Origin of the sequence: Nostocoides sp. HKS02, from assembly GCF_009707485.1 — a bacterium.
Taxonomy (GTDB): domain Bacteria; phylum Actinomycetota; class Actinomycetes; order Actinomycetales; family Dermatophilaceae; genus Pedococcus.
The window spans coordinates 1,147,691-1,172,691 of record NZ_CP046121.1 but is presented as its reverse complement, the minus strand read 5'-3'; the positions used below and the strand labels follow the sequence as shown (position 1 = coordinate 1,172,691).

Sequence of the window (25,001 nt, the reverse complement as noted above, 5' to 3'; positions counted from 1 at the left end):
GGCAGTCATGACCCACACGTGGTCTCCCGAGTCCGCAGAGTTCATCGCCCCCGACGAGGACTTCGCCGGTGCGCCGTTGCTGCGCAAGGAGTTCAGCCTCGACCTCGATCACGGCCCGGTGCGCTCGGCCACCCTGGTGGTCACGGCGCAGGGGATCGTGGAACCCACCATCAACGGCGCCGCGGTGTCGCAGGACGTGCTCACGCCCGGCTGGACCAGCTACGAGTGGCGGCTGCGGTACCAGAGCTACGACGTCACGGCTCTGGTGACGCAGACCTCGGTGCTCGGGCTCGCGCTCGGCAACGGCTGGTACCGCGGCCGCCTCGGCTGGAGCGGTGGGCGAGCCTTCTACGGCCCCGAGCTCGCGGCCCTCGCCGAGCTGCAGGTCGAGTTCGAGGACGGACACCGCCAGGTGGTGGGGACGGACGCCACGTGGCAGGCGGGTCCGTCGTCGACCGTGGCGAACGACCTCTACGACGGCCAGACCATCGACGCCCGGGTCGGGTCCGCGGACTGGACCCGGCCCGGTGCCCTGCTCGAGGGATGGACCGGGGTCCACCCCGTCGAGTCCGACCTCGGGCGGCTGCAGCCCTATCTCGGGCCGCCCGTTCGCCGCCAGGAGACGCTGCGACCGAGCAAGGTCTGGACCTCACCGGCCGGGGCCACGATCGTCGACTTCGGCCAGAACCTCGTCGGCTGGCTGCGCTTCACGGTGGAGGGAGAAGCTGGTCACGAGATCACGATCCGGCACGCCGAGGTGCTCGAGCACGACGAGCTCGGCACCCGGCCGCTGCGCACCGCCCAGGCCACCGACCGGTTCGTGCTGAGCGGGGGAGTGGACACCTTCGAGCCCACCAAGACCTTCCACGGCTTCCGGTATGCCGAGGTGACCGGGTGGCCGGGGGAGCTCACCCAGGACTCCGTCGAGGCCGTCGTCGTCCACTCCGAGCTGCGTCCGACCGGGACCTTCGAGTGCTCCGACGAGCTGCTCAACCAGCTCCACCGCAACGTGGTCTGGGGACTCAAGGGCAACTTCCTCGACGTGCCCACCGACTGCCCCCAGCGTGACGAGCGGCTGGGCTGGACCGGCGACATCGCCGCGTTCGCGCCGACCGCGGCATACCTGTATGACGTCTCCGGATTCCTGTCGGACTGGCTCGTGGACGTCGACCTCGAGCAGGCGCACGCCGAGGGCATGGTGCCGTTCGTCGTGCCGGACGTGCTCAAGTACATGGAGATCCCGAGGGACTTCCCGGACCCAGACAGCACCGCGATCTGGAGCGACGCGGCGGTCTGGGTGCCATGGGCGCTGTGGGAGGCGTATGCCGACCGCGACGCCCTGGCGCGCCAGTACCCGGCGATGGTCGCGCACGCCCGCCGGGTCGAGGGGCTCCTGTCGGACACCGACCTGTGGGACACCGGCTTCCAGTTCGGTGACTGGCTCGACCCCCAGGCCCCGCCGGACGACCCGATCAAGGCCAAGGCAGACAACGGCGTCGTCGCGACCGCCTGCTACTACCGCACCCTGCGCCAGCTCGCCGCTGTCGCCGAGATCCTGGGCAACCCCGACGACGCGGGCGACTTCGCTGCCCTCGCCGACCGGGTCCGCGGCGCGTTCCAGAAGCACTACGTGACCGACGGTGGTCGCGTGCACAGCGACTGCGCGACGGTCTACGCGCTGGCCATCGAGTTCGGCCTGCTCGACGACGCCGACCGCCTGGGGGCCGGTAACCGTCTCGCGGAGCTGGCTCGCGAGAACGGGTTCCGGGTGTCCACCGGGTTCGCCGGTACGCCCTTCGTGACCGACGCGCTCACCTCAACCGGGCACCTCGACGAGGCGTACCGGCTACTGCTCGAGCGCGAGTGCCCCTCGTGGCTCTACCCCGTCACGATGGGCGCGACCACGGTCTGGGAGCGCTGGGACTCCATGCTGCCCGACGGCACCATCAACTCAGGCCAGATGACGAGCTTCAACCACTATGCCCTCGGAGCGGTTGCCGACTGGATGCACCGCACCATCGGCGGTATCGCGCCGGCGGCCCCGGGATACGCCCAGGTACGGATCGCACCGAAGCCTGGCGGCGGACTGACCTGGGCCAAGGCGTCGCTCGAGACACGGCAGGGTGTAGTGGCCACGGACTGGACGCTCGACGAGCAGGGACGGTTCGCCCTGCGGGTCGAGGTGCCCGAGGGCGTCGAGGCGCGGGTGGAGCTGCCCGACGGCACGCAGCACAGCCTGGGCGGCGGCCACCACGAGCTCTCGGCTACCGTCGCGGAGGCTGGCTGAAACCGCGGGGTGCTGGCGGTCAGCTGCCCTGCCTGGCCGCCAGCGCCTCGAAGTTCTCGTAGAGCTGCGGCACGCCGTACTTCTCGCGCTGCTTGAGCGCGGCGGGTCCGACCCGTTGCCACGCGCCGGCGACCCAGAGCCAGTCGAGGACGAGGTCAGTGTCCACGAGACCGTTCTTGGTCAGCGTGCCGATGGTCTCGCCCCAGTTGAGGACCCGGGACACGAGGGGGTTCTCGACCGACGCAGTGTCGGGGTCGAAGTCCTCGGCCCACACGGTCTGCATGGCCTCCTCGAGGCCCATGGCTGCGCCCCACTGGGCCAGTTGCACGATCATTGCGCCGTCCTGCTTGTCCGCCACGAGATCTCCTCCTCGACGATGCCGGTCCTCGATGCCAGTCCTCGAGGCTGGGGGACGGTCCGGCCCGGCAGCACGACGCTAGCCATCGCCGACCGGCCCGCCCTCCGCCCTTTGGTGGAGCACTGGGCTTCCCATGGACGGCAACGACGCCCGCCACGAGAATGGGTCGGCGATTCCCCCGCGCCGGCCCGAGGCCGCGGCCGTCCCCGAAAGGTGCACCGTGTTCGAGACCGATCACTTCATCCGCTTCGAACGGGTCGGCTCGGTCACCGAGACCCCTCGAGGCGTCCTGGCGGACGTCGAGACCGAGCGGCTTCGCATCGACGTCGTCAGCCCCGAGGTCGTGCGGGTCACGATGAGCCGAGGGGGAGTCTTCGACGAGTCGCCCACCTTCGCCGTGTGCGTCGACCCCCTCGCGGACGAGGTCGAGTTCACCGTCGAGCGGGACGACGAGCGAGTCCGGGTCGTCACCGCGGCCCTCGTGGTGTCGCTGTGGCTCGACCCGTTCCGGTTGGACGTGCACCGCAGCGACGGCACCGTGGTCGTCGAGACCGCCGCCGACGAGCAGGGCCGCTACTGGGCGTACGCGACGCTCAACGACGCGTTCACCGTGCGGCGCCGGTGCCGCCAAGAGGATGCCATCTACGGGCTGGGCGAGAAGTCGGGCCGGCACAACCGCAAGGGCCGGGACTTCACGCTCTGGAACACGGATGTCCTGAGCCCGAGCGAGACCAAGGAGTTCACGGCCGGCAAGGAGCCCGGCGACCCCCGCGGCGACCGCACGAGCGTCGAGTTCGACCCCTTCTACGTCACTATCCCGTTCTTCTACCACCAGACGTACCCGGCAGGGTCGATGGCGGGGTCGTTCCTCGACAACGGCTACCGCGGCTTCTACGAGTTCTCCTCACCCGAGGAGTACCGCATCAGCTTCGCCGGGGGCCAGTACACCGAGTACATCTTCGCCGGACCCGACATGCCCGCCATCCTCACGGCATACACGGGGTTGACTGGCCGGATCCCGCTGCCGCCGCTCTGGTCGCTGGGCTACCACCAGTGCCGGTGGTTCGACTACACCCAGGAAGCGGTCGAGGCCATCGGGCAGCGACACCGCGACCACGACATCCCGTGCGACGCGCTCTGGCTCGACATCGAGTACATGGACGGCTACCGCGTCTTCACCTGGGACCCCGAGCGCTTCCCCGACCCGCCCGGGATGCTGAAACGGCTGTCGGACAAGGGGTTTCAGGTCATCACCATCATCGACCCCGGGGTGAAGTTCGACCCCGGGTATGCCGTCTTCGACGAAGGCCTCGCCCGGGACGTCTTCTGCCGGACCGAGGGTGGCGACCTCTACATCGGCCAGGTGTGGCCCGGCAACACCGCCTTTCCGGACTTCGTCACGCAGGAGGCGCGCACCTGGTGGGGTGAGCTGAACGCCGCCCACGTCAAGTCCGGGCTGGCCGGGATCTGGAACGACATGAACGAACCGGCGACCGGGACGATCTCCTCGGCCGGCATGCGGTTCGGCAGGGGCCAGTACTCGCACGAGCGGTACCGCAACCAGTACGCCCTGCTCATGGCGATGGCCACCACCCAGGGCCTGCTCGACGCGATGCCCGACCGGCGCACGTTCATCCTCTCCCGCGCCGGCTTCGCCGGCATCCAGCGGTATGCCGCGAACTGGATGGGCGACAACTTCTCGCGATGGGACCACCTGTGGCTCGGCATCGCGATGGGGTCGGGCTTCGGCATCTCGGGCCAGGCCTTCGTCGGCGCGGACATCGGCGGCTTCGCCGGCAACTCCAACGCCGAGCTGTTCCTGCGGTGGATGCAGTACGGCACGCTGACCCCGTTCTGCCGCAACCACTCCGAGATCGGCAACGTCGACCAGTACGCCTGGGCGTGGGGCGAGGCCATCCAGGACATCGTCCGGGACTCCATCGTGCTGCGGTACCGGTTGCTGCCCTACATCTACAGCGCGTTCCTGCGGGCCGCTGAGACCGGCGAGCCGATCCAGCGACCGATGGTCTTCGACTACCAGTACGACGGCGCGGTGCGCGACCTCGACGACCAGTACCTGTTCGGCACCGACCTGCTGGTCGCACCGGTCACGGCCGCGGGCGCCACGTCGCGCCAGGTCTACCTGCCCCGGGGTGACTGGTACGACTGGCACAGCAAGGAGCACGTGGGTGGTCGTCGGTTCGTGCTGGCGTCGACGCCGATGGACCGGATCCCGATCTACGCCCGGGGTGGTGCCGTCATCCCGATGTGGGTCGAGGCGCCGCCCTCGACGAGCGGCTACCACCCCGAGGTGGTCGAGCTCCACCTGTTCGTGCCGGTTCAGGACGGATCCCACCGCTCACTCCTCGGTGAGGACGACGGGGTGACCTCGGCGGCGGCGAGCGGCGCGGCATACCGCACCACGTTCACGCTCACCCGCGCGGGCGGGACGATCTCGCTCGACGCCCAGGTCGAGGGCGAGGGCTACCCCGAGTTCCGCCGCCGCGCCTTCCACCTGGTCGTCCATGGGGCGACCCCCGAGGCCATCGACCTCGATGGTGCTCCGGTCCGGCCCGACGATGGCCGGTTCGTGCTGCCGAACGCCGGTGACGGGTTCACCTGCCGGTTCGAGGTGGACCACGCCTGAGAATGGACGAAGCGCGCGGCCGGCAGCCGACTTGGTTACCGTGGGAGGAATCAGACAGATCGGGCGGGTGATGGTGGCAGGCAACCAGGCGAGCGGCACGGCACCCGTGGAGCTGCTCCCTGAGATGTCCGCGCTGCGGCGACTCTCCCAGCTGATGAACCACGCCAGCGGTCAGCAGAGCCTCCAGGACCTCCTCGACCTCATCGTCGACGGTGCTGCCGGCGTCGTCGGCTTCCAGGTGGCGGCGATCAGCCTGGTGCAGGCTGATGGGGACCTCGAGGTCGTGGCCGTCGCGGGCGACCCTGACGCCACCGCGCAGCTCATCGGCCGGCGCACCCCGAGGCACAGCGTCGAGGCGGAGTTCGCGGTGGCCGAGCACTGGGGATCGTTGCGGTTCGTCCCGGCCGACCGACTCCCCACGTCGGCCGCAGAGGGGTGGGTCGCGCGCGAGTGGGACGGTCGCGGTGCCGCCGACGACCCCGACGCGTGGGACCCCGAGGACACGCTGCTCGCGCCGTTCTACGAGCCGGGTGGCCAGATGCTCGGCATCCTCTCCGTCGACCTCCCGCTGGACGGGCGTCGCCCCTCGCAGGTGCAGCAGGGTGTCCTCGAGGTCTTCGCCAACCAGGCCGGGATCGCCATCAACGGCGCCCGGCAGCGGCAGGCGCTGGCCGAGCAGGTCCGGCTCGTCGGAGCGGTGCAGACGGTGGCCCGGATCTCCCAGCAGGTCCTCGAGCCGGCGCGGGTCCTCGACGAGATCGTCGTCCCGGTCCTCGAGGGTTTCGCCTGCACCGGCCTGTGGGTGCGGGCCTTCGCTCGCGACGAGGACCCGTTCGACGAGGACGTCGCCGCGTACTCGATGCCCGTGCACGGGCCACCACCGGCGGCCTTGGTGAGACTGGCGCGCCGGATGGGCGAGTTCTGCTGGCAACGGCAGGTCCCCGGACTCGTCCGGGCCGGCTTGGTCGAGCCTGCCGGCCTGCTGACCGCCGAGGAGGCGGCCGAGCTCATCGACTTCACGGGCCGCACCGGCGACGAGTCGCTGCTCTTGGCCCCGATCGGCGCCGGCCGCGAGTGCCTCGGCCACCTCGTGCTGACGCGAGCCGTGGGCGCCCGCGCCTGGAGCGATGCCGAGGCCATCGCCGCCCTCGAGCTCGGCCGCGACCTCGGACGGGCGATCGTCAACGCGCGGCTCATGGAGCTCGAGCGGCGCGCCTCGGCCGAGCTGCGCGAGTCGAGCAAGGCCAAGACCGTGCTCTTCTCCACCGTGTCGCACGAGCTGAAGAACCCCTTGGCCTCGATCGTCGGCCACCTCGAGCTGCTGCGCGACGAGCCCGACGGCGACCTCACCTGGTCCATCGGCGTGATGGAGCGCAACACCCGCAGGCTGCAGACCCTGGTCGACGACCTCCTGACGATCTCGCGCGTCAGCGACCCTGACCGTCCTCTGGACCTCACGGCGCGCGTCGACCTCCTCGCGGTCGTCCAGGACACCGTCGACATGTTCCAACCGGGCGCGGTGCAGCAGGGTGTCTCGCTGTCGGTCCAGGTCGGGGAGGGCGCGCTGGTCGTGTCGGGCAGCGCCGAGGAGCTGGGGCGGGTCGTCCAGAACCTCGTGAGCAACGCCGTGAAGTTCACTCCACCGGGCGGCACGGTCACGCTGGGTGTCGCGCGCCGTGGTGGCGCGGTGGAGCTCGTCTGCGCCGACGACGGCCTCGGGATCTCGCTCGCCGACCAGGAGTCGCTGTTCTCGGAGTTCTTCCGCAGCACCAACCCGGCAGCCCTCGAGGTCCCCGGCACCGGCCTCGGGCTCAGCATCGTGCGGCGCATCCTCGACCGCCACGAGGGCATCATCACGTGGGAGTCCGGCCTCGGGCGCGGCACGACGTTCACCGTGGTCCTGCCAGCAGCCGGCTGAGCTGCCCACGGGTAACGTCTCGGCACATGTCCCTCGCGGTCGCGATTCCCTGCGCTGTCCTCTCCGCCGCGTCCTACGGGGTCTCGACCGCCGTCCAGCACCGTGCCGCGCACCAGCCGAGCGGTCGCGCGAACGCACGGCGCCTCGTCGGCCTGCTCACCAACCCGCGGTGGCTCATGTCGGTCGGCGGCGACGGGCTCGGGTTGGTGCTCCAGATCGCGGCCCTGGCCACGGGGCCGGTGGTGCTGGTCCAGCCGCTGCTGGTGCTGGCTGTCCCGGTCTCGCTCCCGGTCGGCTGGCTGCTGGGTGGCGCGCGGCCAGCGGGGCGCGACTACGCCGCATGCCTGGGCATCCTGGCCGCCCTCGCCGGGTTCTTCCTCGTCGTCGGCGACCCCGGCGCCGCCGCCCTGCTGTCGGCGCGCGCCACGGCGACGGTCGTGATCGTGGCAGCGCTGGCGGGAGGGGCGGCGATCGCGGCGGTCCGGCAGGTCTCGGCCACCGCGCGAGCGGCCGTCTACGGCGCGGTCGCCGGGGCGTGGTTCGGCCTCGTGGGGGTGCTCATGGACTCCGTCGCGACCCGCTGGCGTGGGGCGTCCTGGGCAGCGGTCACGACCACGGGCGGCTGGGTCGCAGTGGTAGGGCTCGTGGTCATGGGCGCCGCGGCGCTGGTGCTCACGCAGGTGTCCTTCCAGGTGGGCGCGCTGGCCGCGAGCTTCCCGGCGAACGAGGCGGCCGCTCCGGTCGTCGCGGTCGTCCTGGGTGCCGCGTTGCTGCACGAGCGGGTGCCGGTCAGCCCGCCCGCCGTCACGGCATACGTCGCGTGCGGGCTGGCCATCACGGCCGGGACGGTCTGGCTCGCACGGTCGCTGGACGGTACGCGATGACCTCGGCGTTCGACCGGCAGCGGTTCGCCGCAGCCGACGTGGCGAGGCTGGCCACGGTCACGCCGCTGGGCGACCCGCACCTTGTGCCTGTCGTGTTCGCGCTCGACGGGAACCGGGTCTGGATGGCCGTGGACGCGAAGCCCAAGTCGACGCGCGCCCTGCAGCGCCTCGCGAACCTCCGTCAGCACCCGCGGGTCAGCCTGCTCGTCGACCACTACGAGGCGGACTGGTCGACGCTGTGGTGGGTCCGGGCGGACGGAGCCGCGCGGGTGGTCGAGCCCGACACCGACGAGGAGCGCCAGGGCATCGCCCACCTGGTCGCGAAGTACCCTCAGTACCAGGTGGATCCTCCGGGTGGCCCGGTCGTCGTCGTCGACCTCGACACCTGGCGCTCCTGGTCCGCCGTACCCGGCCAGACCGAAGGCGGTGGCAGACGTGGGGTCTGAGCGTGATCGTGACGCCAGCGGCCGGGCGCGCCAAGCGCGTCCGCGTGACGCCCTCGGGCGACCGTTGCCCTACGGCGCGACCGGGGTCGAGCCGGTCTCCGAGGAGCCGCTGCCACCGCTCGAGACCATCGAGGCCGCGCGGGCCCTGGTGGACGCGGGTCGCCCGTTCGCTGCCCACGAGGTCCTCGAGGCCCGGTGGAAGGCCGGACCGGACCACGAGCGCGACCTCTGGCAGGGCCTCGCCCAGCTCTGCGTGGCCCTCACCCACGCCGCGCGCGGCAACCAGACCGGAGCCCGGCGGCTCGCCGACCGGGCCCGGACGAGGCTCGAGGCGTATGCCGCGACGAAGGCGCCCACGTACGGGCTCGACCTCGAGGCGGTCCTGGCCTGCGCCGCTGATCGCTCTGGCAAGATCGCCCCATGAGTGCCCAGACCCCCCTCGGCCTGTTCGCGACGGACACCCTGATCCACGACGAGGACCGCGCCATGGCGCAGACCGTGCGTCGCTTCGTCGACGACCGGATCCGGCCGGAGATCGCGGCCTGGTACGAGGCCGGCCACATCCCGGCACGCGACCTCGCCAAGGAGCTCGGCGCCCTGGGCGTACTCGGCATGCACCTCGAGGGGTACGGCTGCGCCGGAACGACCGCCACGGCATACGGCCTGGCGTGCCTGGAGCTGGAGGCGGGGGACTCGGGGGTCCGGTCGCTGGTGTCGGTGCAGGGGTCGCTGGCGATGTTCGCGATCTATGCGCACGGGTCGCAGGAGCAGAAGCAGGAGTGGCTGCCGCAGATGGCGGCCGGCGAGGCGATCGGCTGCTTCGGGTTGACCGAGCCGGACTTTGGCTCCGACCCGGGCGGCATGCGCACCCGCGCCCGCCGCGACGGCACGGACTGGGTGCTGAGCGGGACGAAGATGTGGATCACGAACGGGTCTGTAGCCGATGTGGCCGTGGTGTGGGCGCAGACCGACGAGGGCATCCGCGGCTTCGTGGTCCCGACCGACACGCCGGGCTTCTCGGCCCCGGAGATCACGCGGAAGATGTCGTTGCGGGCGTCGGTGACCGCCGAGCTGGTCTTCGACGAGGTGCGCCTGCCCGAGTCCGCCATGCTGCCCGGTGCGAGGGGGCTGTCGGGGCCGTTGTCGTGCCTGAGCGAGGCCAGGTTCGGCATCGTGTTCGGGGCCCTGGGGGCGGCCCGGGACTGTCTGGAGACGGCGATCGGGTATGCCGGGCAGCGCCAGCTCCACGGCCGCCCGCTGGCGGGGTACCAGGCGACCCAGCTCAAGCTCGCCGACATGACCCTCGAGCTCGGCAAGGGGATGTTGCTGGCCCTGCACCTCGGCCGGCTCAAGGACGCCGGTGCCCTGCGCCCCGAGCAGGTCAGCCTGGGCAAGCTCAACAACGTGCGCGAGGCGATCGCGATCGCCCGTGAGTGCCGCACCATCCTGGGGGCTGCGGGGATCACGCTGGAGTACCCGATCATGCGACACGCCAACAACCTCGAGTCGGTGCTGACCTACGAAGGCACCTCGGAGGTGCACCAGCTCATCATCGGCCAGGCCCTGACCGGCGAACGGGCCTTCGGCTAGGAGGTCGGGACGGACCCCAGGCGCACTCGGGCGGAGGTCCGCACCGGGAGGCGCTCGGCCGCGGTCGTGTAGGCGTACTCGGCGCGCCACAGGTGGTCAGCCCAGTCGAAGGCCGGCCGGTGCGCCCGGTTGTGGGCCATGACGCCGTCGAGCAGCGCGCGGTCCGTGCAGAGCAGGGCGAGGTGGTCGACCATCTGCGCGTCGTCGTCGGCGAGCATGCCCTCGACGCCGTGCGCCACGAACTCGGACACCCCGGTCGCCGCGTGACCGATGACGGCCAGCCCTGAGGTCCGAGCCTCGAGCGCCGCGATCCCGAAGGACTCGCGGGTCGCCGGGGCGATGAAGATCTCGGCGCTGCGGTAGAGCTCACGCAGCTCGGCGTGGTTCAGCGCGCCCGGTGCGCTGACCCAGGACCCGAGTCCGGCCGCGGCGATCCGGCGCTGCACCTCGCGGCGCTGGGGTCCTTCGCCGACCAGGACTGCCCGCAACCGGACCTCGGGGGGCACGATCGCGCGCGCTCGCTTCAGCATGGACAGCAGGGCCAGGGGGCGCTTGCGTCCCGTCATCCGTTGGACGCTGACGATGGTGACGTCCTCGGTGCGGTCGCCCACCCGTGCGGCCGGGGCCCAGCGGGACGTGTCGACGGCGTTGGGCAGGACCAGGACCGGCGCGCCGGCCACCCGGGTCACCGGGCCGGCCGCGGCCTCGCTCACCGCCGCCCACTGGATGGGCATGGAGCGCCACCGGCGCAGCCCGGCCACCGTGCGCACGATGGGCCAGGCGTTGCCCCACATGGAGTGCACGGTGGCGACCACAGGGGTGGAGCTGGCCGCGGCCACCTCGGCCGAGCGCAGGGTCAGCGGTGAGAAGGCGGAGACATGGGCGTGCACGCAGTCGGCCCACTCGACGAGCCGGCGCAGCTCGGACAGGTCGCGGCTCACGACCACACCGGTGTCAGGCTGCACGCCGGTGGGACCCTGCTTGGGGGTGCGCGTGAGCACGGTGACGTCGTGGCCCGCGGCGGCCTGTCGACCGGCCAGGGACTCGACGAGCACCTCGATCCCACCGACGGTGGGCTGGTAGGTGTCCGTGACGTGGAGGATCCTCATGCGGTCGACAACGATCGGCTCTGCTGGGTGATGAACAGGGGATGCCTCCGGGATCCTGTGCCGTCGGGGCAGTGCGGCCGTGCTGACAATGCCGGATGAAGCCTGAGCGTTTGCTGAACGGCGGCGTGCCCCGGCCCCCGTTCAGGAATGGTTCAGGGTACCGGGCGCAGGCTGGGCGCGACATCAGGCGCAGCGAAGGGACCCCAGTGAGTAGTGCGACGACCAGTGACCGAACCGCCACCCAGTGGGTGCGCTCGACGGTCGTCCCGCCCGTCCGATGGGACCCGCGGGCGCTCTGGGCCGTCGCCGCTGCCGTGCTGGCCGGCGCCGCCGCGCTGGGCCTCGCTGACGGCGTGGGGGAGCACAGCGACCTCTCGTCCTACGACCCGACGGTCACCGCGAGCGTGGTCGCCGACCGCTCCGGTCCCCTGACCGCCCTGGCCCAGGTGTTGACCTTCATCGGCAGCGAGGTGTCGGTCGGGGTCCTGACGGTCCTGGTGCTCGCCTGGCTGGTGTGGCGTCGACGGGCCTGGCGCACGGCCTTCCTGTTCGGGGCAACGATGACCGTGGGTGCCGTCGCGACCCTCGTCGTCAAGCACGTGGTCGCCCGCACCCGGCCCCCGGCCTCGGTCATGCTCGGTCCGCTCGACACCGGGTTCTCCTTTCCGTCCGGGCACACCACGTACTCCACCGTGTTCTTCGGCCTGGTGGCCGCCCTGCTGCTGGCCCGTCGGATCGGCGTGGCCCAGCGGGTGGGCATCGTCCTCGCGTGGGTGCTGGCCAGCGGCGGGGTGGGCCTGAGCCGGCTCTACCTCGGCTACCACTGGATGACCGACGTGCTGGCCGGCTGGAGCCTGGCGACGGCCGTGCTGGCGCTCGGCGCCGCGGTCGTGCTGCTCACGCGGCCACCGGCCCAGGGCTCCCGGCCCGACCAGGCCGACGACCTCGACGACCTGAACGACCGCGACCAGAACACGCGAGTCCCGGCCTAGGCTGGGACTCACCGAGACAGACGGAGGGCATCCACGGTGCGAGTGCTGCTGGTGGAGGACGAGCGGGCCTTGGCCGAGACGATTCGGCGGGGCCTGACCAACGAGGGCTTCGTCGTGGACGTCGCCCACGACGGTGTCACGGGCCAGTGGATGGCCACCGAGAACCCCTACGACGTCATCGTCCTCGACATCATGCTGCCGGGCCGCAACGGCTACGACGTCCTGCGCAACATCCGTGAGCTGCTGATCTGGACGCCCGCGCTCATGCTCACGGCCAAGGACGGCGAGTACGACCAGACCGACGCCTTCGAGCTCGGCGCCGACGACTACCTCACCAAGCCGTTCAGCTTCATCGTGCTCGTGGCGCGGCTGCGGGCGCTCGTGCGTCGCGGCGCGCCCGTCCGCCCGGTGGCCCTGACCGTGGGTGACCTGGTCCTCGATCCCAACACCCGAGTCGTCACGCGCGGCGACCAGCGCATCTCGCTCACGGCCAAGGAGTTCGCGGTGCTGCAGTTCCTCATGCGCCACCCGCAGGACGTGCTGTCCAAGGCAGAGATCCTCGACAACGCGTGGGACCACGCCTTCGACGGCAGCGACAACATCGTCGAGGTCTACATCGGCTACCTGCGCAAGAAGATCGACACCGCCTTCGGGGTGCAGTCCCTCGAGACGGTCCGGGGGATGGGCTACCGGCTCATGCCGGTGACCGTCGAGTCCTCGCTCCCAACCGCCCGCTGAGCCCGGACGGGCCCCAGCGGCCCGGTCGCTGCCGGTGGGGTGGCTGCCGCGTCGTCCGCCGACGGGAGCCGCACCTCGAACCGGCAGTTCCCGGCCGGGGTCTGCGTGGCCACGACCGTGCCCCCGTGCGCCGAGACGAGGGTCCGGCAGATGGCCAGCCCCAGCCCGCTACCCCCGGTGTCGCGCTCGCGGGACTCCTGGAGACGGGTGAACCGCTCGAACACGGCATCGCGCTGCCCGACCGGGATCGGCGCACCCTCGTTGTCGACGCAGAGCACGACCCAGGAACCCTGGGTGCTCACCGACAAGGTGATCTCACCGACCGTGTGCCGGGCGGCGTTGTCGACGAGGTTGCGCACGACCTGCTCGAGCCGCGCCCGGTCGCCGACGACCCGGGCGGCTTCGATCGACGCGCGCACGCGGGCGTCCGTGGTCGCCCGGAGCCGGCGCACCTCGGCGTCGACGATGTCGTCGACATCGACCTCCTCCGAGGACATCGGTATGCCGTCGTCGGCCCGGGCGAGCGTGAGCAGGTCATCGACGAGGCGCTGCATACGCAGGACCTCGGACCGGATCAGCTCGTCCCGCTCGTCGTCCGGACCGAGGCGGTGGGCGCTCGACACCTCGATCGCCGCCCGGATGGTGGCCAGCGGACTGCGCAGCTCGTGGGAGGCGTCGGAGACGAACCGGCGGGTGCTCGCGTCGGCCTGGTCGAGCCGGCCGAGCATCTGGTTCATGGTCTGCGCCAGCTTGGAGATCTCGTCACCGGACGGCGGCACCGTGATCTGGCCGCGGCCACGCACCTGGGTGATCCGGTCGACCTCGCTGCGGATCCGCTCGACCGGCTCCAGCGCCCGACCCATGATCCGGCCGATCAGGGCCACGAGCAGCAGCAGGAGCAGCAGGGCGCCCACGCCGAGCAGCAGGGTCGCGGTGCGCACACTCTTGGTCTCGACCCGCAGGGGTGAGGCCACCACGACGACGTACGGCGTGCCGGTGCGGTCACGCACGCCCTGCGCCACGATCGCGTAGGGCTCGCCCACCTCGCCGGGCAGGCTCGCGACCTGGTCGGTCAGGATGTGCCCGGGCGCGGGCGACAGACCGGTGAGGGGGGCGTTGCCCGCCGGGTCCGAGGTCGAGACGACCTGGTGGCCCGCGTCCACGAGCTGCACGAGGGACCCCTGGCTGGGCAGCTCCTGGACCGCGCGGTCGGGGGTGCGCTGGCCGGAGGTGATGGTCGCGACGAGGTCGTCGGCCTGGAGCCGGGCGGCGTCCTGGGCGGCGGAGTAGAGGGATCCGGTCGAGCGTGATCGCGTAGGCGCCGATGCCCATGACGATGGCGACGGTCACGGCTGCGACGGCCAGGGTGAGGACCCGACGGTGCAGGGACCAGCGCTCCCAGCGCTTCATGAGACGTCCGCCCTTCCTCACCTGAGTGCCGCCATTCTCGCGCACCGGTGCGAACGCGCGGAACCGAGGCGCCCGGCAAGGGGGATCCGGGCGCCTCGGTCCACGCACACGCTCAGGCGTGCGCGTCCTCGGGCTCCAGCAAGACCCGGGCAGGGGTCTGGTCGCGGCGGGAGCGGGCGAGGTGGGCGACCAGCGCCGTGGCGCTGGTGAGAGAGGTGGACGATCTGCTCATCGCCGCACAGCCTGCGCGACACTCGCTGAGAGCCACCTGAGACCGAGACGACCCACCCTTCAGGGTCAGGCGAGGTCGAACGCCACGACTGCCCTCACCCCGGGACTGCCGTCCTCCAACCACACCCGGGCACCGTTGCGACGCAACAGCTCGCGGGTGATCGCCAGCCCGAGCCCGCTGCCGCCCGAGTCCCGGGCGCGGCCCTCGTCGAGGCGCGCGAAGCGGTCGAAGACCCGTTCCAGGTCCGCCTGCGGTATGCCGCCGCCGTCGTCACGGACGACCACCCGGGCGGTCCGTTCGCCGGAGTCCACCGAGACGGTGACGCTGCCGGTGGCGTGGCGCACGGCGTTGTCCACGAGGTTGGCCAGGGCGCGCTCGACATCGTCGCGACTGGCCACGACCACCGGGTCGGCACCGGACCGCGAGCCCGGCGCGGCGGAGCGGCGCACCGGAACGCGCGCCCCGGCATACCGGGTGAGCACGTCGTCGACCACCGAGCCGAGGCCGAGGTCCTCGGTGCGCACGGGCCCCGCCTCGGTGCCGCTGCGGGCCAGGACGAGCAGGTCCTCCACGAGAGCCGCCAGCCGTTGCACGTCGGGCAGCAGCTCCGCGGGCAGCTCCCCGCCCTCGCCCACGTGCTGCGCCACCTCGAGCTGGGTCTGCAGGGAGGCGAGTGGGCTGCGGAGCTCGTGGGCGGCGTCGGCGACGAAGGTGCGCTGCTTGTCGTGCGCCGCGGAGAGCCGGGCCAGCATCTCGTTGAGGGTGGTCGCGAGCGCGCTGATCTCGTCGCGGGCGGCCAGCACCGGCAGGCGCTCGGTGAGGTCCGCCGAGTCGCCGATCCGCTCCGCGCCCTGGCGCAGCCGGTCGACCGGGCGCAGCGCCAGGCCCACCACGCGGTAGGCGATCAGCGCGATGAGCAGGAGGAAGAGGGGGAAGAAGACGAGCATGAGGGTTCGCAGGACCCTGCGGCTGGTCTCGAGATCGACAGTGGGCACTGCGGCCACCACGAGCACCCGGGCCGCACCCGGGCCGGCCGGCACGCCCACCGCGAGCAGTGACCCGGAGACTCCGGCCCGGTTGCCCGGGATCTCGAGCACGGCTCCCGACGACAGCTGCGCGCGCTGGGCCGCGGTGACGAGCGAGGTGAGCCGGTCCGCGGTCGCGGACCCACCCACGACTCGGTTGCGGCTGTCAAGCACCTGGACCACCAACGCGCCGCTCACGGGCACTGGTTGGGGCAGCCTTCCCGCGTTCACGAGACTGGCCACGTCGGTCGCGCTCGAGCGTGCCTCCTGCTCGGTCGCCTGCCGCAACGAGGCGCTCGTCGCGGCATACAGGAGCAGTCCGGCGATCACCAGGGCTCCGGCGACGCCGGCGATCCCGAGGGCCATCAGGCGCCACCGGAGGCTGAGGCGGGCCAGCCAGCCGCTCACGAGCGCAGCCGGTAGCCGACGCCACGCACCGTCTCGATGCGCTCGCGGCCGAGCTTGCGGCGCAGGTAGCCCACGTAGACCTCGGCGACGTTTCCGTGCCCGGCACCCGCGGCCCCCCACACCTCGTCGAGCAGGGACTCGCGGGTCACGACGGCTGGGTGGGCTCGCATCAGGTGTTCGAGGACGAGGAACTCGCGCCGCGACAGGTCGACGGGAGCCCCGTCGACCTCCACCCGTCGCGAGGCGGGGTCGAGGTGGACACCGGCGGCCTCGAGCACCGTGGCGCGTGGCGACGCCCCCCGGCGCAGCATCGCCCGCAGCCGAGCCAGCAGCACGACGAACGAGAAGGGCTTCGTGAGGTAGTCGTCGGCGCCGTAGTCGAGGCCGTCAGCCTGGTCGTACTCGCCGTCCTTGGCCGAGAGCAGGAGGACGGGGACCCAGTTCTGCTCCTCGCGCAGCGTCCGGACCACGGTGTACCCCGACATGCCCGGGAGCATGATGTCGAGCACGACGGCGTCGTAGGCCCCGAAGCGAGCCGCCTCCAGCCCCTGCGGCCCGTCAGGCCGGACGTCGACGACGAAGCCCTCGGCGCGCAGCCCCTTGGCCAGCGCCGCCGCCATCCGTTCCTCGTCCTCGACGATCAGCAGTCGCACGCCATCACCTTGGCACGGGGTTCTCAGAACCGTCTCACAATCGCGAGCCATCATGAGCGGCATGAGTCTTTTCGTGGACCACCCCAGGGCCCGATGGGCCGTTCCCGGCGCCGTGCTCGCGACCATCGGCGCGGTGGCCCTAGCCGCGAACCAGACCGCGAGCGCCGGCCCCAGCCTGCCGCCGCGCACGGCCGCCCAGCTGCTCGTCGACGTGCAGCGGGCGCGGCTGTCGGGGATCTCGGGCACCGTGGTCCAGACATCCAACCTCGGCCTGCCCGAGCTGCCCGGCCTGAGCGGCGCGGGTGTCGGGGGTGGTTCGTCCTCGCTGACGTCGACGATCAGCGGCACCCACACGTGGCGGATCTGGTACGCCGGCCCCGCCAAGGCGCGGGTCGCGCTCCTCGGCAGCCTCGGCGAGTCCGACGTGATCCGGAACGGCAACGACGTCTGGGTCTGGTCGAGCAAGGACAAGACGGCCACCCACTCGACCCTGCCGGCCGGTCACCCGGAGCCGCAGCCCACGCCCGAGCTGCCGACCTCGCCCCAGGCCGCCGCCGACGAGGCGCTCAAGGCCCTCGACCCCACGACCTCCGTGACGACCTCCGGCGCGACGACCGTGGCGGGCGAGGCGGCCTACGAGCTCGTCCTGCGCCCCAAGGACCCGAGCACCCTGGTCGCACAGGTCCGGATCGCCATCGACGCCACCGAGCACGTGCCGCTGCGCGTGCAGGTCTACTCCGTGAAGTCGGCGAACCCGGCGTTCGAGGTGAGCTTCAGCCAGGTCTCCTTCGGCAAGCCTGACGCGTCGAACTTCGCGTTCAACCCACCGCCCGGCACCAAGGTCACCCAGTCCACTACCCCCATGCCCACGGCAGAGGCTCCCAAGACCGGTACGTCCAAGACCGCCGCCGCCAAGGCGGTCAAGACCGTCGGGTCCGGCTGGTCGACCGTCGTCGTCGCCACCCTGCCGCAGGGCACCTCTGTCGGCTCGGCGGCCAGCGCGAGTCGGCAGCTGGCCGGCATCCTCCGCAGCCTCCCGGCCGTCTCCGGCAGCTGGGGCAGCGGTCGGGTGCTGCAGGGGACGTTGTTCTCGGTCGTGATCGCAGACGACGGCCGGGTGGCCGTCGGCGCCGTCGCACCTGCTCGGTTGTATGCCGCGCTGGCGGCTCGATGACCCAGCTCACCGAGGTGCCCGCGCACACCGTGGTGCGTGGAGCCGCAGGCCCGCGACCCGGTGACGGCAGGGTCGGCGAGCTCGCCCTGCAGACCCATGGGCTGACGAAACGGTTCGGCACCCAGGTGGCCGTCGACGCCATCGACCTGAGCGTTCCCCGCGGGGCGGTGTACGGCTTCCTCGGACCCAACGGGTCGGGCAAGACCACCACGATCCGGATGCTGCTGGGCCTGGTGACTCCCACCGCAGGCACCCGTGAGCTGCTCGGCATGCCCATCCCGGAGCGGGCCAACGAGGCCCTCCACCGGGTCGGGTCCCTGGTCGAGGGGCCCGCCTTCCACCCCTACCTGTCGGGCCGGGCGAACCTCGCCCGGCTCGATGCCGCAGACCTGCTCGCCGACCCTCGGACCACGGGTCGGCGGATCGACGCCGCGCTCGACCGGGTCGGGCTCTTGGCAGCCGCGCAGAAGCGGTACCGCGCGTACTCGCTGGGCATGCGGCAACGGTTGGCGATCGCCGCGGCCCTGCTCGCCCCACGCGACCTGCTGGTCCTCGACGAGCCGACCAACGGGCTCGACCCCCAGGGCACGCGGGAGGTGCGGTCGCTGATCGGCTCCCTCGCGGCCGATGGCGCGACCGTCTTCGTCTCGAGCCACCTGCTCTCGGAGGTGGAGCAGATCTGCACCCACCTCGGTGTGATGCGCGACGGCAGGCTGGTCGCCCAGGGCGGTGTTGCCGACGTGCGCGGCACCGGGACGTCCCGGCTGCGGCTCGAGACGGGGCAGGTCGAGGCCGCCTCGCGGCTCCTCGTCGGTCTTGGCGTCCGCGAGGTGGAGGTCGAGCACGGGGTGGTGCGCGGCATACCGGACTCCCTCGCCCCAGAGGACATCGTGGCCGCGCTCGTGGGTGCCGGTGTCGGCGTGCGCGCGTTCGACGTGAGCGCGCCGAGCCTGGAGGACCTGTTCGTCTCCCTGACGGGGGAGGGCTTCGATGTCAGCGGTTGAGGTGGCTCGCCCGGGCGGGACGCGTCCGGCGGACGTGGGCCGCCCCGGCGTCGGGGCACGGTTGTCGACCCGGCTCCTGCGCTCGGAGCTGCGGATCATCGCCGGGCGACGGCGCAACCAAGCGGGTCTGGCCGTCCTCGCGGCGGTCCCGGTGGTCATGGCCATCGCCGTCAAGGTCTCCAAGCCCGGCGGTGGCGGCGACGGACCCGACTTCTTCGCCTCGATCACGTCCAACGGGCTCTTCGTCCCGCTGGCGGCGCTCGGCGTCGAGATCGGGATGTTCCTGCCGTTGGCGATGGCCATGCTCGCGGGCGATGCCATTGCCGGCGAGGCCAACATCGGCACGCTGCGCTACCTGCTCACCGTGCCGGTCCACCGGACCCGGCTGCTCGTGGTGAAGTACGTGTCGCTGTGCATCGGCGCCGTGTGGGGGATCTGTGCTGTCGCGCTGCCCGGCGCGCTCGTCGGCATCGCCCTGTTCGGCACCGGTGAGCTCACGACGCTGTCCGGCTCGCAGATCCCCTTTGGGGCAGCGGTCTGGCGGCTCGTGCTGGTGATGCTCTACCTCAGCGCCGGGCTGGCGGCCCTGGCGGCGGTGGGGCTGTTCATCTCGACGCTGACCGAGCAGCCCATCGCGGCGGCGATCGCCCTGATGATCTTCACCATCGTGTCCTGGATCATGGACAGCGTGCCGCAGCTGGCCTGGCTGCACCCGTGGCTCGTCGTGCACCAGTGGCTGGCGTTCGGTGACCTGCTGCGCGATCCGATCGCCAGCACCAACGTCGTCAGCGGACTGCTGGTCGATGCGGCATATGCCGCGGTGTTCTGGTCGCTGGCGTGGGCGCGGTTCGCAGGCAAGGACATCACCAGCTGAGCCTCGGTGGCTAGGACGGGTCGAGACGGCTACGACGGGTCGAGATCCTGCATGACGGCGGCCAGGGACGAGTAGCGCCGCAGCGGCGAGAGCGGCGCCAGCCGCCAGAGCAGCCGCGCCGGCGCCTTGCGCCGGATGAGCGAGGCCTGGAGCTCGTCAGCCGTGGCGGGGAACGCTGCAGGAGAGAGGTACTCGGCAAGCTGGGCCTGCAGGGCAGGCGCGCTGAGCTCGCCCGCGTCGAGGTCGGGGCGGGGCACGGTGGGTGTCGACATGACTCCCCCTTCCGGTTGGTGGGGGCGCGCATCGTCGCGGCAGACCCTCACCGTGAGACTTGCCCACGGAGGGCCGCGGGTAATCAAACTCCGGGTCAAGACTCGGTAAAGGTTTGCCAACACACCGCCTCCCACCTGCGGAAACACCCGAAGAGCCGCCCCATCGGCGGCCACGTCCCACGACGCTCTCCCCGTGGCGGGCCCGCTCCAGTACGTTTCTCGGTGAGCCCGCAGCGCTGCGCGCCCCACCCGTCGTCAGGAGGCCCCATGCCCCGCGATCCCAGCCCGGAAAGCCCTCCGCAGGAGGCGTGGTGGCGCAGCGCGGTGATGTACCAGGTCTATCCCCGCAGCTTCGCCGACGGGAACGGCGACGGCGAGGGTGACCTGCCCGGGCTCCGGGCCCGGTTGCCGTACCTCGCCGAGCTCGGCGTCGACGGGATCTGGATCTCGCCCTGGTACCCCTCGCCGATGGCCGATGGTGGCTACGACGTGAGCGACTTCCGCGACATCCACCCGATGTTCGGGACCCTCGAGGATGCCGACGCCGTCGTCAGGGACGCCCACACCCTCGGCCTGCGCGTCATCACCGACCTCGTGCCGAACCACACCTCCGACCAGCATCCGTGGTTCCAGGCGGCGCTCGCGGCCGGCCCGGGTTCGCCCGAGCGAGCCCGGTACTTCTTCCGGGATGGCCAGGGAGAGTCGGGGGAGCGCCCGCCCAACAACTGGATCAGCGCGTTCGGTGGTCCCGCGTGGACGCGCATCACCGAGCCCGATGGGTCGCCGGGTCAGTGGTACCTCCACTCGTTCGCCCCCGAGCAGCCCGATCTCGACTGGAGCAACCACGAGGTCCTCAGCGACTTCGACGACGTCCTGCGGTTCTGGTTCGACCGCGGCATCGACGGGTTGCGCATCGACGCGGCGCCGGCGATGGGCAAGAAGGCGGGGCTGCCCGACGCCGACTACGGGGGTGTCCTGCAGTTCCGGACCGTGGACTGGGTCGACAACCCGCACTGGGACGTCGACACCGTGCATGACGTCTTCCGTCGGTGGCGGGCGCTCGCCGACAGCTATGGCGGCGACCGGGTCTTCGTCGCCGAGGCCGTGGTCAATGGTGCGGAGCGCCTCAGCCGCTACCTGCGACCCGACGAGATGCACACGGCATTCAACTTCCCGTACATGAAGTCGGCCTGGGATGCCGACGACCTACGGGCGGTCATCGACGCGACCCTCGAGTTCTTCGCACCGCTCGGGACCGCCTCCACCTGGGTGCTGACCAGCCACGACGAGATCCGTCCCGTCACGCGCTACGGCCGCGCCACGACCAGCTCGGCGTTCATCACCGACGGCGAGGGCGAGGTCTCGGACCTGGTCCTTGGGACCCGCCGGGCCCGGGCGGCCGCGCTGTTGATGCTCGCCCTGCCGGGGGGTGCCTACATCTACCAGGGTGAGGAGCTGGGGCTGCCCCAGGTCGACGACCTGCCCGACGAGGTGCTGCAGGACCCGATGTTCGCGCGCAGCGGCGGCCAGATGCGAGGGCGGGACGGGTGTCGCGTGCCGATGCCGTGGAGCGGCGCCGAGCCGCCGTTCGGCTTCTCGCCCCCCGGCGTGCAGCCGTGGCTGCCCCAGCCTGCCGCGTGGAGCGCCCTCACCGCCGAGGTCGAGCAGGACGACCCCGCGTCGATGCTCTCCCTGTACCGCGAGGCACTGCGTCTGCGGCGGGAGGCGTCCGGACTACACCTGACCGGGCTCGAGTGGCGTGCGGCTCCCGCGGGCGTCCTCGACTTCGACCGCAGCTCCGTGCTGCGCTGCGTGGTCAACCTCTCGCGCGATGCCGTTCCCCTCACCGGCAGGGTGCTCCTGTCGAGCATGCCGCTGGACGGTGGGGCGCTGCCCCCGGATACCGCGGTCTGGCTCTCCAGGGACTAGCGCCGGTCTCTCCACGGACGAGCGCGGCGGGCCTGGCTCAGCCTTCTCTGCTCGCCCGGGCGCCCGCGCGCCAGTGGTCGAGCAGCGCCTCCGGGTCCGCGAACGTCTCGATCGCGCCCGCAGCCAGCAGCTCGGCGGCACTCGTGCCACCGCAGGTCAGTCCGATGCACGGCAGGCCCGCTGCTGCGGCGGCCCGGACGTCCCACACCGAGTCCCCCACGAGGACCGCGTCCTGGGGCTCGAGGTCGGCGCGCTCGAGTGCCGCCGTGAGCACGTCAGGGCTCGGCTTCGCCTCGTCGACGTCGTCACCCGAGACGATGACGTCGAGGTCGGGCCGCCCCAAGACGTCCAGCATGGCGTCGAGCTCGCGCGAGTGGGAGGAGCTCGCGATCGCCGTGGTGAGCTGCTGCGTCCAGCACCACCGTAGGAGGTTCTCCGCGCCGGGCAGCGGCTGGACCAGCTCCCACCAGGTGGCGAACAGGATGCCGTGGGCAGCCGCGAGGTCGCCCGTCTCCTTCGGCGGGTGGTCGCGCCCCAGCACGTGGGGCACGAGGTGCTCCGCCCCCATCCCGATCGCCCGGTGCAGCCGCGCCATCGGGACGACGTGCCCGAACTGCGAAAAGGCCTGCCACCAGCACAGTGCGTGGATGTAGTTCGTGTCGACCAGGGTCCCGTCGACGTCGAACACCACGCCGGCATACGGCAGCGCCGCCTCTGATGCAGGCATACCGGACAGATGCCCGCTTGCGCGTCCGGGCAAACCCGAACGAACGGGCGACCTGGTGCTCATCGCCGCCGGTGAGGGTTACCGTGGGATCCGACGACCGGTGGTCGTCGAGCACACGGGCAACCCGGGTGGTGAGTGGTGACAGGGGACGCGAAGGCAGACCGAGGCGCGGCCAACGAGCTCATGCACGTCGCAGCGGCGTTTGACGAGCTGGGAGCCCTGTTGGGCGCCTCGGAGTCGTCAGCCTTCGACGCCCTCGTCAAGGTCGCGGTCGAGCGCGTCCCCGGGACCGAGTCCGCCAGCGTGACCACCCTGATCGACGGTCGGTTCGAGACGGTGGCCGCGACCGACGACGACTGCCGGCGCGCCGACCACATCCAGTACGAGCTGGGGTCTGGACCGTGCGTGGACGCCATCCTCGACGAGGCCGTCTACCGACCGGGCAACCTGGCGGCCGACGACCGCTGGCCCGAGTTCGGCCGTCGCGTGTCGGCCGAGGTGGGGATGGCGAGCATGCTCTCGTACCGGTTGTTCCTCGAGCGGGACCACGTCATCGGTGGGCTGAACCTCTACTCCCGCACCGTCGATGCGTTCGACGACGAGGCAGCGATGGTCGGCTTGCTGCTCGCCACCCACGGCGCCATGGCAGTCAAGGCCGCGACCAGCGAGGAGCAGGCGGCCAACCTGCAGCGTGCGCTCGAGACCAACCGCGACATCGGCACCGCGATCGGAATCCTCATGGCGCGGTTCAGACTCACCCGTCAGCAGGCGTTCACCGTGTTGGCGGTCGCGAGCCAGCGGGCGAACCGCAAGCTCGCCGACATCGCCCAGGAGGTGGTCGAAACCGGTCAGGTCGACCTGAGCCCGGGCCGCCGTCGCTCGCTGGACCGCGAGGGGTAGAACCCCTCGTTCGTGGGTATGGGATCACCAGGCTCGTCGCAAGGTGCGCGCGCCCACGCGGCGAGCTAGAGCCGCGGGGTTGAGACCACAGCCCCTCGGCTCGGCAGAAGGCGTCAGACGGCTGCGTCCGACACGGCATAGTCGATCGGCTTGCACACCCCGCCGTTCGACTTCTCGGCCGAGCAGGCCGTGAGCCCCAGGTGGAGGTCCATCTCCGCCCTGACCACGAACCTGGAACCGGCGACCGACGTGGGTGGGTCGATGTGCAGGGTGCCGTCCGGGTCGGTCCACACGTTCATGAAGATGTTGAGCGTGGTGCCGATCCGGTCCGGCTCCACGCCGAAGGGGGCCAGGGCCTTGGCCAGGTTCTCGTGGCAGCTGGGGTGGTCCGCCCCCTCGAGCTCGGGGTAGAGCAGGTCAAAGGTCTGCTGGCTGCACGGGGTGAGCAGGAAGTCGTGCCGCCCGCAGGTGTCCTCGATGATCGTGAGCATCGGCCGGCTGCGGTTGCTGAAGAGCTGGTGGCCGGTCGTGAAGTAGATCGTCTCGGCATAGTCGATGGTCCGCCCGCTCGACAGCCACTCGCCGTCGTCCTCGGCGTTGACGCAGAACAGGTCGCTGACCTGTCCACCCGTGGGGTCCACCACGAGCAGCTGGTCGCCGGCGCGCAGGCTCAGACCGACGCCGGTCTGCGGGGCGAGGCGCTTCATCGTGCTCCCACCGTCGCATCGTCGTCGTGGCCGTCGAGGTCCACGGGCGGCGCCCAGCCCGGCGGCACGTGACGACCGGAGTACTGCCGGGCCTCCGACTCGCTGCCATGGTCGCCGACCATGGGGTTGACCGTGCCCTGCAGCTCGGTGTCCCGACGCCTGATGGTGTCGCGCATGCGCGCGAACCGCTCGGAGCCGCGCAGCTGCTCGAACTGCTCGTGCAGGTTGAAGACCAGGGTGGGCAGGGGGTTCGTCGGGCGATCCGGGACGCGCCAGGGTGCATGCCGACGACGAAGTATGCCGTTCCGGCAACGCTGAACGCGAAGTGCGGGTCCTCGGGGTCATCCGACACCGCAGGGTCCGACGGAGCGTCATCGGCCGATCGCAGCAGTTCGAGCTGGCGCCACAGCAGGGCCTCGAACTCCTTCTCAGTCGGCACCTCGGGCTCCCGGAACACCGCCACGAACGACGCGAAGCCGTCAGCGAGATCGGTCCGCTCGGCGAATGCGGCCAGCTCCTCGACGAGGCGCCGGGACGCGGCATCGGTGGCCAGCTCGTCGAGGACGACCACCGTGGCTCGGTCGGTGTTGAACACCGACCGAGCACCCAGACAGGGATAGTCGGGGTGCAGGACCATCGCCTCGAGGGCAGCCACGATCTCGTGTCGAGGACCGCCCGCCAGTCCGTCCTGGTTCACCTCCTGCTGGAGCTCGGGGA

General features: G+C 71.6%; 22 protein-coding genes and 1 pseudogene. 14 read left to right on the top strand and 9 right to left on the bottom strand.

Annotated elements, in window-relative coordinates:
* The first annotated feature begins 7 nt into the window (after window positions 1–7).
* Window positions 8–2,287 (top strand): alpha-L-rhamnosidase, encoded by a 2,280-nt coding sequence (locus GKE56_RS05560; protein WP_154683692.1) that lies wholly within the window; start codon window positions 8–10, stop codon window positions 2,285–2,287.
* 19 nt (window positions 2,288–2,306) lie between these two features.
* Here GKE56_RS05560 and GKE56_RS05555 read toward each other — a convergent pair whose 3' ends face one another.
* Window positions 2,307–2,645 carry a hypothetical protein gene (locus GKE56_RS05555; protein WP_154683691.1) on the bottom strand — a complete coding sequence of 113 codons (339 nt, stop codon included), beginning with the start codon at window positions 2,643–2,645 and terminating at the stop codon, window positions 2,307–2,309.
* A gap of 220 nt (window positions 2,646–2,865) precedes the next feature.
* On the opposite strand from GKE56_RS05555, the gene GKE56_RS05550 reads away from it, so the two are divergent.
* The 6 genes from GKE56_RS05550 to GKE56_RS05525 are packed head-to-tail and all read left to right on the top strand — an operon-like array spanning window position 2,866 to window position 10,130.
* A complete protein-coding gene (locus tag GKE56_RS05550; RefSeq protein WP_154683690.1) occupies window positions 2,866–5,292 on the top strand; it encodes a glycoside hydrolase family 31 protein in 2,427 nt (808 codons plus the stop codon).
* A gap of 40 nt (window positions 5,293–5,332) precedes the next feature.
* Window positions 5,333–7,210: a GAF domain-containing sensor histidine kinase gene (locus tag GKE56_RS05545; RefSeq protein WP_195908252.1), complete on the top strand. Its 1,878-nt coding sequence runs from the start codon at window positions 5,333–5,335 to the stop codon at window positions 7,208–7,210.
* Between the two features lie 26 nt (window positions 7,211–7,236).
* Window positions 7,237–8,094 carry a DMT family transporter gene (locus GKE56_RS05540; protein ID WP_154683688.1) on the top strand — a complete coding sequence of 286 codons (858 nt, stop codon included), beginning with the start codon at window positions 7,237–7,239 and terminating at the stop codon, window positions 8,092–8,094.
* Window positions 8,091–8,540 carry a TIGR03668 family PPOX class F420-dependent oxidoreductase gene (locus GKE56_RS05535; protein ID WP_154683687.1) on the top strand — a complete coding sequence of 150 codons (450 nt, stop codon included), beginning with the start codon at window positions 8,091–8,093 and terminating at the stop codon, window positions 8,538–8,540. Before GKE56_RS05540 ends, GKE56_RS05535 begins: the two co-directional genes overlap by 4 nt.
* Window positions 8,530–8,964: a DUF309 domain-containing protein gene (locus GKE56_RS05530; RefSeq protein WP_154683686.1), complete on the top strand. Its 435-nt coding sequence runs from the start codon at window positions 8,530–8,532 to the stop codon at window positions 8,962–8,964. The genes GKE56_RS05535 and GKE56_RS05530 overlap by 11 nt, the downstream gene beginning before the upstream one ends.
* Window positions 8,961–10,130, top strand: coding sequence for an acyl-CoA dehydrogenase family protein (locus GKE56_RS05525; protein ID WP_154683685.1), 1,170 nt, complete (start codon window positions 8,961–8,963; stop codon window positions 10,128–10,130). Before GKE56_RS05530 ends, GKE56_RS05525 begins: the two co-directional genes overlap by 4 nt.
* Here the strand turns inward: GKE56_RS05525 and GKE56_RS05520 are convergent.
* The gene (locus tag GKE56_RS05520) at window positions 10,127–11,239 is read right to left on the bottom strand and encodes a glycosyltransferase family 4 protein (protein ID WP_154683684.1); all 1,113 of its coding nucleotides are present in this window, start codon (window positions 11,237–11,239) and stop codon (window positions 10,127–10,129) included. The genes GKE56_RS05525 and GKE56_RS05520 overlap by 4 nt on opposite strands.
* Before the next feature lie 206 nt (window positions 11,240–11,445).
* On the opposite strand from GKE56_RS05520, the gene GKE56_RS05515 reads away from it, so the two are divergent.
* Together GKE56_RS05515 and GKE56_RS05510 are read left to right on the top strand one after the other, a co-directional pair.
* The gene (locus GKE56_RS05515; RefSeq protein WP_195908251.1) at window positions 11,446–12,231 is read left to right on the top strand and encodes a phosphatase PAP2 family protein; all 786 of its coding nucleotides are present in this window, start codon (window positions 11,446–11,448) and stop codon (window positions 12,229–12,231) included.
* Between the two features lie 36 nt (window positions 12,232–12,267).
* Window positions 12,268–12,969 carry a response regulator transcription factor gene (locus GKE56_RS05510; protein WP_154683682.1) on the top strand — a complete coding sequence of 234 codons (702 nt, stop codon included), beginning with the start codon at window positions 12,268–12,270 and terminating at the stop codon, window positions 12,967–12,969.
* Here GKE56_RS05510 and GKE56_RS05505 read toward each other — a convergent pair.
* The 3 genes from GKE56_RS05505 to GKE56_RS05495 form a co-directional block, all read right to left on the bottom strand.
* On the bottom strand, window positions 12,918–14,141 hold the full coding sequence (locus GKE56_RS05505) for a cell wall metabolism sensor histidine kinase WalK (RefSeq protein ID WP_154683681.1): 1,224 nt from the start codon (window positions 14,139–14,141) through the stop codon (window positions 12,918–12,920). The genes GKE56_RS05510 and GKE56_RS05505 overlap by 52 nt on opposite strands.
* Before the next feature lie 535 nt (window positions 14,142–14,676).
* Window positions 14,677–16,044 carry an ATP-binding protein gene (locus GKE56_RS05500; RefSeq protein ID WP_154683680.1) on the bottom strand — a complete coding sequence of 456 codons (1,368 nt, stop codon included), beginning with the start codon at window positions 16,042–16,044 and terminating at the stop codon, window positions 14,677–14,679.
* Window positions 16,041–16,697 (bottom strand): response regulator transcription factor, encoded by a 657-nt coding sequence (locus GKE56_RS05495; protein WP_154683679.1) that lies wholly within the window; start codon window positions 16,695–16,697, stop codon window positions 16,041–16,043. The genes GKE56_RS05500 and GKE56_RS05495 overlap by 4 nt, the downstream gene beginning before the upstream one ends.
* Window positions 16,698–16,758: 61 nt before the next feature.
* Between GKE56_RS05495 and GKE56_RS05490 the strand changes: the two genes are divergently transcribed.
* The 3 genes from GKE56_RS05490 to GKE56_RS05480 are packed head-to-tail and all read left to right on the top strand — an operon-like array spanning window position 16,759 to window position 19,749.
* Window positions 16,759–17,871 (top strand): hypothetical protein, encoded by a 1,113-nt coding sequence (locus GKE56_RS05490; protein ID WP_154683678.1) that lies wholly within the window; start codon window positions 16,759–16,761, stop codon window positions 17,869–17,871.
* Window positions 17,868–18,875, top strand: a complete 1,008-nt coding sequence (locus GKE56_RS05485; protein WP_154683677.1) for an ATP-binding cassette domain-containing protein — start codon at window positions 17,868–17,870, stop codon at window positions 18,873–18,875. The genes GKE56_RS05490 and GKE56_RS05485 overlap by 4 nt, the downstream gene beginning before the upstream one ends.
* Window positions 18,862–19,749, top strand: coding sequence for an ABC transporter permease (locus GKE56_RS05480; RefSeq protein WP_154683676.1), 888 nt, complete (start codon window positions 18,862–18,864; stop codon window positions 19,747–19,749). The genes GKE56_RS05485 and GKE56_RS05480 overlap by 14 nt, the downstream gene beginning before the upstream one ends.
* A gap of 29 nt (window positions 19,750–19,778) precedes the next feature.
* Here GKE56_RS05480 and GKE56_RS05475 read toward each other — a convergent pair whose 3' ends face one another.
* Entirely contained in the window at window positions 19,779–20,021 is a 243-nt protein-coding gene (locus GKE56_RS05475) for a hypothetical protein (protein WP_154683675.1), read from the bottom strand.
* Between the two features lie 267 nt (window positions 20,022–20,288).
* On the opposite strand from GKE56_RS05475, the gene GKE56_RS05470 reads away from it, so the two are divergent.
* On the top strand, window positions 20,289–21,950 hold the full coding sequence (locus GKE56_RS05470; RefSeq protein WP_154683674.1) for a glycoside hydrolase family 13 protein: 1,662 nt from the start codon (window positions 20,289–20,291) through the stop codon (window positions 21,948–21,950).
* A gap of 37 nt (window positions 21,951–21,987) precedes the next feature.
* Here the strand turns inward: GKE56_RS05470 and GKE56_RS05465 are convergent, their stop codons facing one another.
* Entirely contained in the window at window positions 21,988–22,677 is a 690-nt protein-coding gene (locus tag GKE56_RS05465) for an HAD family hydrolase (protein WP_154683673.1), read from the bottom strand.
* Between the two features lie 138 nt (window positions 22,678–22,815).
* On the opposite strand from GKE56_RS05465, the gene GKE56_RS05460 reads away from it, so the two are divergent.
* Entirely contained in the window at window positions 22,816–23,577 is a 762-nt protein-coding gene (locus GKE56_RS05460; protein WP_230209211.1) for a GAF and ANTAR domain-containing protein, read from the top strand.
* Between the two features lie 113 nt (window positions 23,578–23,690).
* Here GKE56_RS05460 and GKE56_RS05455 read toward each other — a convergent pair whose 3' ends face one another.
* Together GKE56_RS05455 and gntA are read right to left on the bottom strand one after the other, a co-directional pair.
* Window positions 23,691–24,284 (bottom strand): DUF1989 domain-containing protein, encoded by a 594-nt coding sequence (locus GKE56_RS05455; RefSeq protein WP_154683672.1) that lies wholly within the window; start codon window positions 24,282–24,284, stop codon window positions 23,691–23,693.
* A pseudogene (gene gntA / locus GKE56_RS17250) lies at window positions 24,281–24,921 on the bottom strand (guanitoxin biosynthesis heme-dependent pre-guanitoxin N-hydroxylase GntA). Before gntA ends, GKE56_RS05455 begins: the two are co-directional and overlap by 4 nt.
* Between the last annotated feature and the right edge of the window lie 80 nt (window positions 24,922–25,001).

What these genes read in the sequence shown, in the direction of transcription:
- GKE56_RS05560 (WP_154683692.1), top strand. Translation starts at nt 8, where the DNA reads ATGACCCACACGTGGTCTCCCGAGTCCGCAGAGTTCATCGCCCCCGAC.
- GKE56_RS05540 (WP_154683688.1), top strand. Translation starts at nt 7,237, where the DNA reads ATGTCCCTCGCGGTCGCGATTCCCTGCGCTGTCCTCTCCGCCGCGTCC.
- GKE56_RS05535 (WP_154683687.1), top strand. Translation starts at nt 8,091, where the DNA reads ATGACCTCGGCGTTCGACCGGCAGCGGTTCGCCGCAGCCGACGTGGCG.
- GKE56_RS05525 (WP_154683685.1), top strand. Translation starts at nt 8,961, where the DNA reads ATGAGTGCCCAGACCCCCCTCGGCCTGTTCGCGACGGACACCCTGATC.
- GKE56_RS05520 (WP_154683684.1), bottom strand. Translation starts at nt 11,239, where the DNA reads ATGAGGATCCTCCACGTCACGGACACCTACCAGCCCACCGTCGGTGGG.
- GKE56_RS05490 (WP_154683678.1), top strand. Translation starts at nt 16,759, where the DNA reads ATGAGTCTTTTCGTGGACCACCCCAGGGCCCGATGGGCCGTTCCCGGC.
- GKE56_RS05485 (WP_154683677.1), top strand. Translation starts at nt 17,868, where the DNA reads ATGACCCAGCTCACCGAGGTGCCCGCGCACACCGTGGTGCGTGGAGCC.
- GKE56_RS05480 (WP_154683676.1), top strand. Translation starts at nt 18,862, where the DNA reads ATGTCAGCGGTTGAGGTGGCTCGCCCGGGCGGGACGCGTCCGGCGGAC.
- GKE56_RS05475 (WP_154683675.1), bottom strand. Translation starts at nt 20,021, where the DNA reads ATGTCGACACCCACCGTGCCCCGCCCCGACCTCGACGCGGGCGAGCTC.
- GKE56_RS05470 (WP_154683674.1), top strand. Translation starts at nt 20,289, where the DNA reads ATGCCCCGCGATCCCAGCCCGGAAAGCCCTCCGCAGGAGGCGTGGTGG.
- GKE56_RS05465 (WP_154683673.1), bottom strand. Translation starts at nt 22,677, where the DNA reads ATGCCTGCATCAGAGGCGGCGCTGCCGTATGCCGGCGTGGTGTTCGAC.
- GKE56_RS05455 (WP_154683672.1), bottom strand. Translation starts at nt 24,284, where the DNA reads ATGAAGCGCCTCGCCCCGCAGACCGGCGTCGGTCTGAGCCTGCGCGCC.